The organism is Streptococcus parauberis NCFD 2020, assembly GCF_000187935.1.
Lineage (GTDB): Bacteria > Bacillota > Bacilli > Lactobacillales > Streptococcaceae > Streptococcus > Streptococcus parauberis.
In genome coordinates, this window is the sequence record NZ_AEUT02000001.1 from 97,065 (window position 1) to 110,217 (window position 13,153).

General features: G+C 34.8%; 16 protein-coding genes. 12 read left to right on the top strand and 4 right to left on the bottom strand.

What is annotated here, in order from left to right; translation table 11 throughout:
* Window positions 1-20 precede the first annotated feature (20 nt).
* The 7 genes from SPB_RS00555 (at window position 21) to SPB_RS00585 (ending at window position 5,758) form a co-directional block, all read left to right on the top strand.
* Window positions 21-2,153, top strand: coding sequence for a Tex family protein (locus SPB_RS00555; RefSeq protein WP_003105367.1), 2,133 nt, complete (start codon window positions 21-23; stop codon window positions 2,151-2,153).
* On the top strand, window positions 2,140-2,580 hold the full coding sequence (locus SPB_RS00560) for a SprT family protein (RefSeq protein WP_003104778.1): 441 nt from the start codon (window positions 2,140-2,142) through the stop codon (window positions 2,578-2,580). The genes SPB_RS00555 and SPB_RS00560 overlap by 14 nt, the downstream gene beginning before the upstream one ends.
* A gap of 60 nt (window positions 2,581-2,640) precedes the next feature.
* Window positions 2,641-2,913 (top strand): PspC domain-containing protein, encoded by a 273-nt coding sequence (locus tag SPB_RS00565; protein ID WP_003103187.1) that lies wholly within the window; start codon window positions 2,641-2,643, stop codon window positions 2,911-2,913.
* 190 nt (window positions 2,914-3,103) lie between these two features.
* Entirely contained in the window at window positions 3,104-4,036 is a 933-nt protein-coding gene (gene hprK / locus SPB_RS00570; protein WP_003102519.1) for an HPr(Ser) kinase/phosphatase, read from the top strand.
* Complete coding sequence (gene lgt / locus SPB_RS00575; protein ID WP_003104954.1) at window positions 4,033-4,812, top strand: prolipoprotein diacylglyceryl transferase; 780 nt, start codon at window positions 4,033-4,035, stop codon at window positions 4,810-4,812. Before hprK ends, lgt begins: the two co-directional genes overlap by 4 nt.
* Before the next feature lie 15 nt (window positions 4,813-4,827).
* A complete protein-coding gene (locus tag SPB_RS00580) occupies window positions 4,828-5,235 on the top strand; it encodes a DUF948 domain-containing protein (RefSeq protein ID WP_003105569.1) in 408 nt (135 codons plus the stop codon).
* Window positions 5,228-5,758 (top strand): YtxH domain-containing protein, encoded by a 531-nt coding sequence (locus SPB_RS00585; protein WP_003102478.1) that lies wholly within the window; start codon window positions 5,228-5,230, stop codon window positions 5,756-5,758. Before SPB_RS00580 ends, SPB_RS00585 begins: the two co-directional genes overlap by 8 nt.
* Before the next feature lie 29 nt (window positions 5,759-5,787).
* On the opposite strand, the gene SPB_RS00590 is transcribed toward SPB_RS00585, so the two are convergent.
* Window positions 5,788-6,072, bottom strand: coding sequence for a DUF3270 domain-containing protein (locus tag SPB_RS00590; protein WP_003103271.1), 285 nt, complete (start codon window positions 6,070-6,072; stop codon window positions 5,788-5,790).
* Window positions 6,073-6,228: 156 nt separating this feature from the next.
* Here SPB_RS00590 and SPB_RS00595 point away from each other — a divergent pair, with 156 nt between their 5' ends.
* Both SPB_RS00595 and SPB_RS00600 read left to right on the top strand, forming a co-directional pair.
* The gene (locus SPB_RS00595) at window positions 6,229-7,155 is read left to right on the top strand and encodes a peptidase U32 family protein (protein ID WP_003105218.1); all 927 of its coding nucleotides are present in this window, start codon (window positions 6,229-6,231) and stop codon (window positions 7,153-7,155) included.
* Between the two features lie 50 nt (window positions 7,156-7,205).
* Window positions 7,206-8,495, top strand: coding sequence for a peptidase U32 family protein (locus SPB_RS00600; protein WP_003105933.1), 1,290 nt, complete (start codon window positions 7,206-7,208; stop codon window positions 8,493-8,495).
* Window positions 8,496-8,521: 26 nt separating this feature from the next.
* Here SPB_RS00600 and SPB_RS00605 read toward each other — a convergent pair whose 3' ends face one another.
* Entirely contained in the window at window positions 8,522-8,833 is a 312-nt protein-coding gene (locus SPB_RS00605; RefSeq protein ID WP_004234593.1) for a hypothetical protein, read from the bottom strand.
* A 121-nt stretch (window positions 8,834-8,954) separates the two neighbouring features.
* Here SPB_RS00605 and SPB_RS00610 point away from each other — a divergent pair, with 121 nt between their 5' ends.
* Both SPB_RS00610 and SPB_RS00615 read left to right on the top strand, forming a co-directional pair.
* On the top strand, window positions 8,955-9,167 hold the full coding sequence (locus SPB_RS00610; RefSeq protein ID WP_003102937.1) for a YdbC family protein: 213 nt from the start codon (window positions 8,955-8,957) through the stop codon (window positions 9,165-9,167).
* Window positions 9,168-9,371: 204 nt separating this feature from the next.
* A complete protein-coding gene (locus SPB_RS00615) occupies window positions 9,372-11,021 on the top strand; it encodes a peptide ABC transporter substrate-binding protein (RefSeq protein WP_003103889.1) in 1,650 nt (549 codons plus the stop codon).
* A gap of 19 nt (window positions 11,022-11,040) precedes the next feature.
* On the opposite strand, the gene SPB_RS11310 is transcribed toward SPB_RS00615, so the two are convergent.
* Together SPB_RS11310 and SPB_RS00625 are read right to left on the bottom strand one after the other, a co-directional pair.
* Window positions 11,041-11,181: a hypothetical protein gene (locus tag SPB_RS11310; RefSeq protein ID WP_003103556.1), complete on the bottom strand. Its 141-nt coding sequence runs from the start codon at window positions 11,179-11,181 to the stop codon at window positions 11,041-11,043.
* Window positions 11,182-11,206: 25 nt separating this feature from the next.
* Entirely contained in the window at window positions 11,207-12,241 is a 1,035-nt protein-coding gene (locus SPB_RS00625; protein ID WP_003104362.1) for a DNA glycosylase AlkZ-like family protein, read from the bottom strand.
* 123 nt (window positions 12,242-12,364) lie between these two features.
* Between SPB_RS00625 and SPB_RS00630 the strand changes: the two genes are divergently transcribed.
* Window positions 12,365-13,126, top strand: coding sequence for a TspO-related membrane protein (locus SPB_RS00630; protein WP_003105214.1), 762 nt, complete (start codon window positions 12,365-12,367; stop codon window positions 13,124-13,126).
* The last annotated feature ends 27 nt before the right edge of the window (window positions 13,127-13,153 follow it).

Sequence of the window (13,153 nt, forward strand, 5' to 3'; positions counted from 1 at the left end):
TATGGTATAATATACTTATTATGGAAAATAAAATTATCGAAACAATTGCTGAGCAATTAGCAATCTCAATAAAACAAATTCAAGACGTTTTAGATTTAACAGCTGAAGGAAATACCATTCCATTTATTGCACGTTATCGAAAAGAAGTGACGGGTAATTTGGATGAAGTTGCCATTAAAGCTATTATTGATACTGAAAAATCTTTAACAGCCTTAAAAAATCGAAAAGAAACTGTTTTGGCAAAAATTGCTGAGCAGGGCAAACTATCTGATCAACTTAGAGCAGCTATTGAATCAGCAGATAAACTAGCTGATGTTGAAGAACTCTACTTGCCTTACAAAGAGAAAAGAAGGACCAAAGCAACAATTGCTCGTGAAGCTGGATTGTTCCCACTGGCTCGTCTCATCTTACAAGATGCTGACCAGTTAGAAGTAGAGGCTGAAAAATATACAAATGAAGCCTTTCCTACTGCAGAAAAAGCTTTGTCAGGAGCTATTGATATTTTAGTTGAGGCAATGTCAGAAGATGCTAAGCTGCGCTCATGGACTTATAACGAAATTTGGAATTATAGTCAGCTTGTTTCGCAATTAAAAGACCAATCACTTGATGATAAAAATGTCTTTCAAATTTATTATGATTTTTCTGATAAAGTTTCCAAAATGCAAGGCTATCGGACACTTGCATTAAACCGTGGTGAAAAACTTGGTGTGCTCAAAGTTTCCTTTGAACATAACATTGATAAAATGTTGCGTTTTTTCAGTGTCCGTTTCAAGCAGAAAAATCCTTATATTGAAGATCTCATCTCACAAGCCTTAAAGAAAAAAATTATTCCTACCATGGAACGTCGGATTCGCAGTGAATTAACAGAGGCTGCTGAAGACGGTGCTATTCAATTATTTTCAGAGAATTTAAGAAACCTTTTGTTAGTTTCTCCATTAAAAGGGAAAATGGTTTTAGGTTTTGACCCAGCCTTTAGAACTGGTGCTAAATTAGCAGTTGTCGATCAAACTGGTAAATTAATTACAACTCACGTCATTTACCCAGTACCACCTGCTGGACAAGCAAAAATTCAACTTGCAAAAAAAGAATTAGCTGAATTAATTCAAACCTACCAAATTGAAATTATTGCGATTGGAAATGGCACGGCTAGCCGTGAAAGCGAAGCTTTTGTAGCTGAAATTCTTAAGGACTTTCCAAGTACTTCATATGTCATCGTGAATGAAAGCGGTGCTTCTGTTTATTCAGCGTCTGAACTAGCAAGACATGAATTTCCAGAATTAACGGTCGAAAAACGCTCTGCCATTTCAATCGCAAGGCGATTGCAAGACCCATTAGCAGAATTAGTAAAAATTGATCCTAAGTCAATTGGTGTCGGTCAATATCAGCATGATGTTAGCCAGAAAAAATTAACGGATAATTTGGATTTCGTCGTTGATACCGTGGTTAACCAAGTTGGAGTTAATATCAATACAGCCAGTTCAGTGCTTTTGTCTCATGTTTCTGGACTTAATAAAACAATCTCTGAAAATATCGTTAAGTACCGTGAGGAAAATGGACGTATACTTTCCCGTGAGGCTATTAAGAAAGTTCCACGTCTAGGGGCAAAGGCATTTGAGCAAGCTGCTGGTTTTTTGCGGATTCCAAATGGTGAAAATGTCCTCGACAATACAGGGGTTCACCCAGAATCCTATGCAGCTGTTAAGCAATTATTTAAAGAATTAGATATTAAGGGATTAGACGACCAAGCAAAAGACAAATTAAAAGCAGTGAATAAGAAGGAGATGGCTGAGAAGTTGTCAATTGGTTTTGAGACATTGAAAGATATTATCAGTGATTTACTCAAACCAGGAAGAGACCTTCGGGATGAATTCCAAACGCCAGTATTACGTCAAGATGTTTTAGATTTAAAAGATTTAAGAATTGGTCAAAAACTGGAAGGGACTGTTCGCAATGTTGTCGATTTTGGTGCTTTTGTAGATGTTGGTGTCCATGAAGATGGCTTAATTCATATTTCCGAAATGAGTAAGACATTTGTAAATCACCCAAGTCAGGTAGTTTCCGTAGGTGATTTGGTGACTGTATGGGTTTCTAAAATTGATCTTGACCGTCACAAAGTTAACCTTAGTTTATTAGCGCCAAATGAATCTAACTGATTATGTAAAGCAGGTTTCCAAAGAGGATTTTGGACAAAGCTTCGAACACGAGGCCCATTGGAATAATCGTTTAAAAACAACAGGTGGAAGATTTTTCCCCAATGATGGTCACTTAGATTTTAATCTTAATCTTTATGAAGAATTTGGTCCTGAGATTTTTCGGAAAATTGTTAGGCATGAGCTCTGTCACTACCATCTCTATATGGCCAAAAAAGGTTTCCGACATCGAGACCAAGATTTTAAAGATCTATTAGCCCAGGTCGATGGTTTGCGCTATGCCCCAATTAGTCAAAAACTCAATAAAATTCATTATATATGTAAGTCTTGTGGGCATCATTTTACAAGAAGACGACAGATTAACACGCGAAAATATGTTTGCGGCTTTTGTCAAGGAAAAATAGTCAAAATAAATCAGTCAAAAGACTGATTTATTTATCATCAATAGGTATTATAATATAGAAGAAAATCAGCAAAGGAGGAGTGCGCAATGGATACAGTTTTTTACAAACAGCGCAAAAACAGGTTGGTTGCAGGTGTTGTTGCTGGCTTAGCTGATAAATATGGTTGGGATTTAGCAATTGCACGCGTTTTTGCAGCCCTGCTAATTTATTCAACTGGCTTTGGATTTGTTATTTACATTTTATTAGCTATCTTTTTGCCTTATAAAGAGGATCTAATTGCTAAAAAACGTAATAATGGGCCAAGACGTCGTAAGGATGCCGAAGTGGTTGACGATGAAGATGATGGTTGGTTCTGGTAAGAATTTTCTTTAACTTATTATTTTTGAACAGGGGAATAATGAATTAAAGAGACAACCTATTGATTTGAAGAAGGACTTTATGACTGACATGAAGTCTTTTTCTCTAAAATTTTATATTTATGATACTTTAAAGTGACTCTATTAAAGGGTTTACAATTCAAGTATGATATAATATAAAAAAGGAGAAATTATGTCAGTTACAGTTAAGATGCTCATTAATAAGGTTCGTTTTGAAATTATTTATGGCACCGATGAATTATTTGAAAAAGAAATCACAACATCCGACATATCAAGACCAGGGCTTGAAATGACCGGTTATTTTGATTATTATGCACCTGAACGCATTCAGATTTTTGGGATGAAGGAATGGTCATATTTGACAAAAATGACTTCTCATAACCGTTATTCAGTTTTAAGAGAGATGTTTAAAAAAGAAACACCAGCTGTGATCGTTTCTAGAGATTTACCAATACCTGATGAAATGATTCAAGCAGCTAAAGAGGAAAATATTGTTCTTTTAAAAAGTAAAACATCTACTAGTCGATTATTAGGTGAAATCTCTTATTTCTTAGGGGAATCATTAGCAGAACGAACAAGTGTTCACGGTGTTTTGATGGACATTTATGGTATGGGTGTTCTGATACAAGGGGACTCTGGTATAGGTAAAAGCGAAACTGGTTTGGAATTGGTAAAGCGGGGTCATCGTTTAGTTGCTGATGACCGAGTAGATGTCTATGCGAAAGACGAAGAGACACTTTGGGGGGAGCCTGCTGAGATTTTACGACATCTTCTCGAAATTCGAGGTGTTGGCATTATTGACATTATGTCACTTTATGGAGCTAGTGCTGTTAAAGATTCTTCACAAGTTCAGTTGGCTATTTATTTAGAAAATTTTGAAGCAGGGAAAATATTTGATCGTCTTGGCAATGGTAATGAAGATGTTGATTTTGCCGGCGTTAAAATTCCACGAATTAGAATTCCAGTTAAAACTGGGCGAAATGTCTCTGTTGTTATTGAAGCAGCTGCGATGAACTATCGTGCTAAACAAATGGGATTTGATGCGACTAAAACTTTTGAAGAAAGATTAACGAATTTGATTAGTCAGAATGAGGAAAACCAATGATTGACCCAATAGCATTTAAAATTGGTCCATTTGCCGTTCATTGGTACGCGATTTGTATCATGATGGGTTTGCTGTTAGGAGTCTACTTAGCTTCAAAAGAAGCTCCACACAAAAAATTGCCTAGTGACGATATTATTGACTTTATTTTGATTGCCTTTCCACTATCTATTCTTGGTGCACGAATTTATTATGTTGCCTTTGAATGGTCATATTATTCTCAGCACCTGAATGAAATTTTTGCCATTTGGAATGGCGGGATTGCTATCTACGGTGGTTTAATCACAGGTGCCATCGTCTTGTATTTTTACACCTATAATAAAGCTATTGATCCCATAAGATTTTTGGATGTTACAGTTCCTGGTGTAATGATTGCGCAGGCTATTGGTCGCTGGGGTAATTTTGTAAATCAAGAAGCTTATGGCAAAGCAGTAAAAAGTTTAAATTATTTACCAAACTTCATAAAACAACAAATGTTTATAGACGGAAGTTACCGAATTCCAACCTTTTTATTTGAGTCATTATGGAATTTATTTGGATTTATCTTTATCATTGTTTTGAGAAGAAAACCTAAGTTTCTCTTAGAAGGTGAAATCTTTGCTTTTTATCTCATCTGGTATGGTTGTGGTCGACTTGTTATAGAAGGCATGAGAACGGATAGTCTAATGTTCTTAGGTATCCGAGTTTCACAAATTGTTTCAATTATTATTATTGTAATTGGTCTTGCTTTTGTTATCAAAAGAAGAGCACAAAAAAATATTCCTTTCTATCAGGAATAAGCTAAAGGAGAAAATATGGATTTAGTAGGTATTGCATTAATTATCATCGCACTTGCATTTGTTGCACTCGTAATCTTTTTAATTATTGTTCTTAAAAAGGTATCAGAAACAATTGACGAAACGAAGAAGACAATTTCTGTTTTAACCAGTGATGTCAATGTAACTCTTTATCAAACTAATGAAATCTTAGCTAAAGCAAATGTTTTAGTTGAAGATGTCAATGGTAAAGTATCAACAATTGATCCCTTATTTGTTGCCATTGCAGATTTATCAGAAAGTGTTTCTGATTTAAATGTTCATGCAAGAACTTTGGGACAACATGCTAGCTCAGCAACAAGTGGTGTTTCTAAAGTTAGTAAAACTGCCATGGTAGGTAAAATGGCCTCAAAAGTATTTGGTAAAAAGGAGAAAAGTTATGAGTAATCTACTTAAATCATTAGTTATTGGTACTGCAACTGGACTTGCAACTGCCTATTTCTTATCAACAGAAAAAGGAAAAGAAATTAAAAGCCGTGCTGAACAGGCATACGATGCTTATAAAGAAAACCCAGAAGAGTATCATCAAATGGCAAAAGAAAAAGGTACTGAATATACTAACCTTGCAAAAGAAACATTTAATGATTATAAACATAAATTTGAAACTGGTGAGATTACTCCTGAACAAGTAATGGAAGCAGTTAAACAAAAAACAAATCAATTTGTTAATAAGACAAGCCAACAATTTACAGAAGAAAAAGATATGACAGATGATCAAACAATGACTACTGAAGATGTTGTTCTTAATGAAGAAGATGTAATCATTGATTATTCTGATATCAATGAGGAAGCTCCAGTGATGAACACTTCAGAAGATTTGATTTCAGATACAGATGTTTTTTCAGAAGAAATTATAGATGCATCAGCTAAGTCTGAACGTGAAGAAGAAGAGTTACATTCAGAAATATAAAAAAGTTTTGGGTTTTCCCAAAACTTTTTTTATTTGATAAGATTTTTAACAGATTTTTTGAGAACATTTGTGATACTAAAGCTAATTAAACCTGAGAACAAAAATGCCCATATCGGAGAAAAGTTTAATGCGAGTAGGACAAATGCAAATAAGACAGTGACTAAACTAAAAATTGCAATCGCAGCAAAAAAGAATAATTCTTCTAATTTAGCACTAGGTGCATTAAGTTCTTGAAATTCTTGAAATTTCGGAGTTTCATTCTGATAATCCTGTAATTGTTCAAAATGCTCTTCTTTTCTTAATGGTGATGGCATAGTCCTCTCCTTTCCTTCGAGATACTAAGTCATTTTATCACAAATTCTCCAATTTGTCATCTCTTTTTTGAAAATTAAAAAATGAAAGCACAGTTTTCAAGAATTGACAAGAAATATGCTTCCAAGGCCTCCAAAATTTGATATAATAATCTTTATATGAAAAAAATAATTATTACAGCAACAGCTGAAAGTATTGAACACGTTAAAGCATTGTTATCACTTGGGGTAGACCGTATTTATGTTGGAGAAAAAGATTACGGATTAAGACTTCCTCATAACTTCACTTATGATGAATTACGAGAAATTGCAACAATCGTGCATGCGGCAGGAAAAGAATTGACTGTGGCCTGTAACGCACTGATACACCAAGGAATGATGGATGCCATTAAACCTTTCCTAGATTTAATGAAAGAAATTCAAGTTGATTACTTGGTGGTTGGTGATGCTGGACTCATTTATGTTAATAAGCGTGATGGCTATAACTTTAAGTTAATTTATGACACGTCTGTCTTCGTGACATCAAGTCGTCAGGTCAATTTTTGGGGGCAACATGGAGCAGTAGAAACTGTATTAGCTCGTGAAATCCCTTCAGCAGAATTATTTACCTTAGCTGAAAATGTTGAATTTCCAGCTGAAGTATTAGTTTATGGAGCCTCGGTTATACACCATTCAAAACGTCCACTGATCGAAAATTACTATAATTTCACTCATATTGATGATGAAACAACCAGAGAACGCGGATTATTCCTTGCTGAACCCGGTGATCCCGAGAGCCATTATTCCATTTATCAGGACAACCATGGGACGCACATCTTTATCAACAATGACATTGATATGATGACCAAATTGGAAGAACTGCACAGCCATAACTTAAATAATTGGAAATTGGATGGGATATACTGTCCGGGTGATAACTTCTTAGCTATTACTAAACTCTTTATTGAGGCGCGCGAGCTAATTTTGGCTGGAGGATTTAGCCAAGAAAAAGCAGAAGAACTTGATCAAGAACTTAAAAGACTTCATCCAAAAGGTCGTGACTTAGATACCGGATTTTATGAGTTTGATCCGAAAACGGTTAAGTAATTTTTGAAGAATTGCTGATGCTCAACAGTCGAGAGAAAAAAGGATAAAAAATGTCAAATACAGAAAAAAAACGTCCAGAGGTCCTTTCACCAGCTGGAACTTTAGAAAAATTAAAAGTTGCTATTGATTATGGTGCAGATGCAGTTTTTGTCGGTGGACAAGCTTACGGTTTACGTAGTCGTGCCGGTAATTTTTCTATGGAAGAATTGCAAGAAGGAATTGATTATGCTCACGCTCATGATGCTAAAGTCTATGTTGCAGCCAATATGGTTACACATGAAGGTAATGAAGCAGGAGCAGGTGAATGGTTCCGTCAATTAAGAGATATGGGCTTAGATGCCGTTATTGTATCAGACCCTGCTTTAATAGTTATCTGTTCAACGGAAGCACCAGGTTTAGAAATTCATTTGTCAACTCAAGCTTCATCAACAAACTATGAAACATTTGAGTTTTGGAAAGAAATGGGCTTAACACGTGTTGTTTTAGCTCGTGAAGTAAATATGGCTGAGTTAGCTGAGATTAGAAAACGTACAGAGGTAGAGATTGAAGCCTTTGTTCACGGAGCAATGTGTATTTCTTATTCAGGACGTTGTGTCCTTTCTAACCACATGAGTCACCGCGATGCGAACCGTGGTGGTTGCTCACAATCTTGCCGTTGGAAATATGATCTTTATGAATTGCCTTTTGGTTCTGAAAGACGTTCTTTAAAAGGTGAAATTCCTGAAGATTATTCAATGTCATCAGTTGATATGTGTATGATTGACCATATTCCTGATTTAATTGAGAATGGGGTTGATAGCCTTAAAATTGAAGGTCGCATGAAATCAATTCACTATGTATCAACTGTTACCAATTGTTATAAGGCAGCAGTCGATGCTTATATGGAAAGTCCAGAAAAATTCTTTGCCATTAAAGATGAATTGATTGATGAACTATGGAAAGTAGCTCAGCGCGAATTGGCAACAGGTTTTTATTATGGAACGCCAACTGAGAATGAACAGTTATTTGGAGCTCGCCGTAAAATTCCACAATATAAATTTGTTGGAGAAGTAGTCTCATTTGATTCATCAACCATGCTAGCAACAATCCGTCAACGTAATGTTATTCATGAAGGGGACAAAATTGAGTTTTATGGTCCAGGATTCAGACATTTTGAAACAGAAGTAGTTGATTTACATGATGATCAAGGTAACAAAATTAATCGTGCACCAAATCCAATGGCATTACTAACAATTAAATTGCCACAGGCTGTTCAAGCAGGTGATATGATTCGTGCCTGTAAAGAAGGATTAGTCAATCTTTATAAAAAAGATGGCACTAGCCAAACAGTAAGAGCATAACAAAACTCCTCTATGAAGAGGAGTTTTCATGCTTTGTTTTTTGGTAGTATGGATATTTTTTTAATTTCAGAAATGGTGACTATTTGTGTCACATTATTGTTTTTTAAGATGAGCTGTCCTATTTCTTTATTGTATTTGGTAATCAGACCTGTTAGGTCCTTTTCTGAGCAAATAAGATGAACGGGAGTATTGCTTTCCATAGCCTCGTTAATAGTAGCTATATTTTTATTTGACTGAAGTGAAATAGGTTTTTGTTTGTCCTGTTGGTGGGGGTAATGGGAGTGTCCGTCAATAAAATCATAAAGGGATGACTTTATTATATTTGCAAGAGATTTCATAGCCATTTTCCTTATAAATTGTTAGAATAGTTTTATAGTATTTTATCGCAAAATTGTTATTTTTTAAAGAAAAGAGATAGAAATTTTTCTCTTTTTTTCGAATTATTTATTAGGAGGAAAAATGGCTGAATTTACTTTTGAAATTGAAGAACATTTAATTACTTTATCTGAGAATGATAAAGGCTGGACTAAAGAACTAAATCGTGTATCATTTAATGGTGCACCAGCAAAATGGGATATTCGAACTTGGAGCCCAGATCATACCAAAATGGGTAAAGGGGTTACCCTGACCAATGAAGAATTTAATCTTTTGGTCAAAGAATTTACAAAATAAGATAGGACACCTCCATAAGGTGTCTTATTTTTATTCACTCTATGCTAATAAGTGATTAAAAATTACACGAATAATGAGTAAATATGTAATTCAATCTAATTTTTAGAAAATATTTGAAATTGTTTGTCAATTCAGAATATTTGTGATATCATGTAAATCATAACTTAAAGATTAAGTTGAGTATTCAATTAGGAGAATAGGGATATGAAAGCATGGAAAACATTAACAACGGCTGGACTCGTTTTAGTAACGGTCTCAACTTTAGCAGCGTGTGGTAACTCAAACTCTGCATCAAAATCTGGAGATAAAAATACCATCAATTGGTATACACCTACTGAAATTATTACACTAGATATTTCCAAAAATACTGACCGCTACTCAGCGATGGCGATTGGGAATTCTGGTAGTAGCTTACTTCGCGTCGGTAAAGATGGTAAACTTGTTCCAGATTTAGCTACTAAAGTCGATATCTCAAAAGATGGTAAGACTTATACAGCTACTTTGCGTGACGACTTAAAATGGTCGGACGGTAGCAAAATGACTGCCGATGACTTTGTCTATACATGGCAACGTATGGTTGATCCTAAGACTGCGTCAGAATATGCTTATTTAACAACGGATGCTCACTTACAAAATGCTGATAAAATCATCGCAGGTGAGGAAAAAGATCTCACTAAATTGGGTGTTAAGGCTGATGGTAATAAAATTATCTTTACTTTGGACACTCCCGCACCACAGTTTGAAAGTCTCTTATCATTCTCAAACTTTATGCCACAACAAAAGAAATTTGTTGAAAAAGCAGGCAAAGAATATGGTACAAGTTCTGAAAAACAATTATATTCTGGGCCATATGTTGTCAAAGATTGGAATGGGACTAGTGGTAGCTTTAAACTAATAAAAAACAAATATTACTGGGATGCCAAAAATGTTAAAACCAAAACTGTAAAAGTACAAGCTATTAAAAAACCAGATACTGCGGTTCAAATGTACAAACAAGGTCAATTAGACTTTGCAAATATTTCTGGAACATCAGCAATCTACAATGCTAATAAAAATAATAAAGACAACATCAAAATTCCAGAAGCCCGTGCAGATTACTTAGCTTATAATGAAACTGGTTCTGTGAAAGCATTAACTAATCAAAAAATCCGTCAAGCACTTAACCTCGCTACTGACCGTGAAGGATTAGTTAAAGCTGCTGCAGATACAGGTTCTAAAGCGGCAAGCTCTCTAGCACCGACTGGTTTAGAAAAATTAACCAATGGTAAAGATTTAGGTGAATACACTGCACAACCTTACACATATGATAAAGAAAAAGCAGCAAAACTTTTTAAAGAAGGATTAGCAGAACTTGGAACTGAAAAATTAACCTTGACCATGTTAGCTGATTCAGATAATCCTATGAAGAAGGCTGCTGTGGATTACATCAAAGAATCTTGGGAGAAAAATCTACCTGGATTGACACTTGAAGAAAAATTTGTAACCTTCAAACAACGTCTTAAAGATACTTCAGAACAAAACTTTGAGATAGCTTTTGTTAGTTGGGGTGGTGATTATCCTGAAGGATCAACCTTCTATGGATTATTCACATCAAATTCTGACTACAACTATGGTAAAATTAAGAGCCCTGAGTATGATGCTGCTTATGAGAGTGCATTAACTACGAATGCTTTGGATAAAGATGCAGCAGCAGATGATTACAAAGCGGCAGAAAAAGCTTTATATGAGGGTGCTCACTATAGCCCGCTATATTATCTTGCCAATGAAGGTCTTCAAAACCCTAATATTAAAGGATTAGTTCGTAACTCAACTGGACTTGATGTTGACTTCACACATGCTTATAAAACAAAATAAAAAAAATAACTCTTCGGAGTTATTTTTTTGTTTTGAGATGATCAGCATAACCAATAATAAGTAAGGCTATTGCTAAGACTGTAAAAATCAGTTTATGGCTGACTAGTCCGTAGATTAAAAAAATTGTGCCAGATAAATAACTAATATATTCTTTTTTCATTATTTCCTCCTTTACTATTATAACATTAGTTAAGATAGCTTATAGATTTGAGCTGTTTTTTCATTTGACGACAATAGGTCTTAAAGACAGATTCAATTTGCTTTTTATCTTTTTTAAGTAACTTACCCTGAACTTCCACAGTAAAACTAATGTCACTTTTTTTATTTGAAAAGGTCCAAGTTGCAACTAATTTACCTTTCTTCAATATAATAGCTGAAATTTGTCCGGCTTTTTTCCAAACTTTTGCTTGCATATCCTGGTCAATGAGCAAATCTTTATTGGCGTAAGCAATCAACAAAGGATCGAATTTTCCCAGGACGACAATTTCTGGCAGACTGACTTGCTCATGATAGCTATCAAAGTAGTAGTTCTTCCCTTGATAGGTGGTTGCTTGTAAATTGCTTAGTGGTATATTAGCTAAATGGCTTTGCTTAATACCAAAAAAATGAGCGGCATCAGCTAAAGTCGCTGGTCCATAAAAGATAAAATAGCGGTGCAGTAGCAATTCCATTTGAAAAGGAGCAGGAGTTGTCTGGTTTAATTGGTGCCAGTGGACAAAGCGGTCATTTTGGGTGGTCCAGGTATGATAGAGTTGGCCTTGTCGGGAATGAAGAAGAAAAAGGGCACTCCATTGAAAGAGGACTTTGTGATCTGGTCCAAAAAAATCGAGAACCTCTTGCCGAGTTCTTTTATCAATCAGATAATCTTCAAGAATTTGGCTGACAAGTTCCAGGTTAATGCCAGCTTCTGTCAGTAATTTTTTTGGCCAAAGTTCTTGTTCTGCTAGGGAAATTACAATGTCTTGCCAAGTTTCCTTTTGATAAAAATGATAGGTTTGCCGTTGTCCCCATGCTAAGATACTCTTTTTTTCTAATTCTGAAAAGGAATGAAAACTATCAGGGTCAAGGCGAGTTGAAATATTGAATAGGGCATGATTGATATACTGAGCTTGGATGCCTAGGGATTTGCTTAAGAGATGATCAATAGATTTAAGTTTTTCCACTAATCCATTATTATATAATCGTTGACTAATTATCTCTTGGCGACTTAATTCAAGCATTTTTTCTCCTTAACTGTTTTTCCTTTCATTGTACCATAATTGCCTGGGGGCACTTTTATATCATGTTAAAATTAAGTAATTTATTAGAAATTATTTTATAATATGAAAAAAGGAGGTTTTACTATGAAAAAAGAAGCAAATAGAATAAAGTCACTTTTTGTTGCTTATATTCTGACACTCGTCTTTAATTTTCTGTCAGCCATCGGCTTTTTAACAGGGATGAGTCAGAAAGATTTATCTGATAAATATCATAATTTTTTGACCCCTAGTAGCCAAGCTTTTTCTATTTGGTCAGTGATTTATGGTTTATTATTTCTCTTATTGATCATTTATTATTTCAAATGGAGCTATAAAATCAAGGAAGAAATAGATCTTATTTATCCATTTTTGATGGGAACATTTATTTTTAATATCTTATGGACAATTTTATTTACCAACGATTTGATAGGTCTTTCTACAATTGCCATTATTATCTATGCTTTACTTTTACTGGTTATCAGTCATTATTTAGGAAAACTTGATGATGGTTTATCACTGTCTAAGTTTACCTTTGGGATTTATACTGGTTGGTTAATTATTGCTAGCTTAGTTAATATAGCTGCTTTCTTCAAAAAAACGCAATTTGGGGTACAGGCACCAAATGCCTTGGTTTCGGGATTGGTATTAATTGTTATTAGTGCTCTAGCTATCTTCCTAGTGAGAAAAGATAAAAATCCATTTATCCTATTAGCCATATCTTGGGCAGCCTATTTCATTTACACTGCTAACCATAATAATAGTGCCTCACCCGAACAGATGATTATGGCTGTCATTGCTATTGCAGTTAGTGTTATATTAGCTTTGGTCTTCATTTATCAATCTTATCAAATCATCAAAAAACCATAAAAAAAGCCTTTACGGAAAACCGTAAAA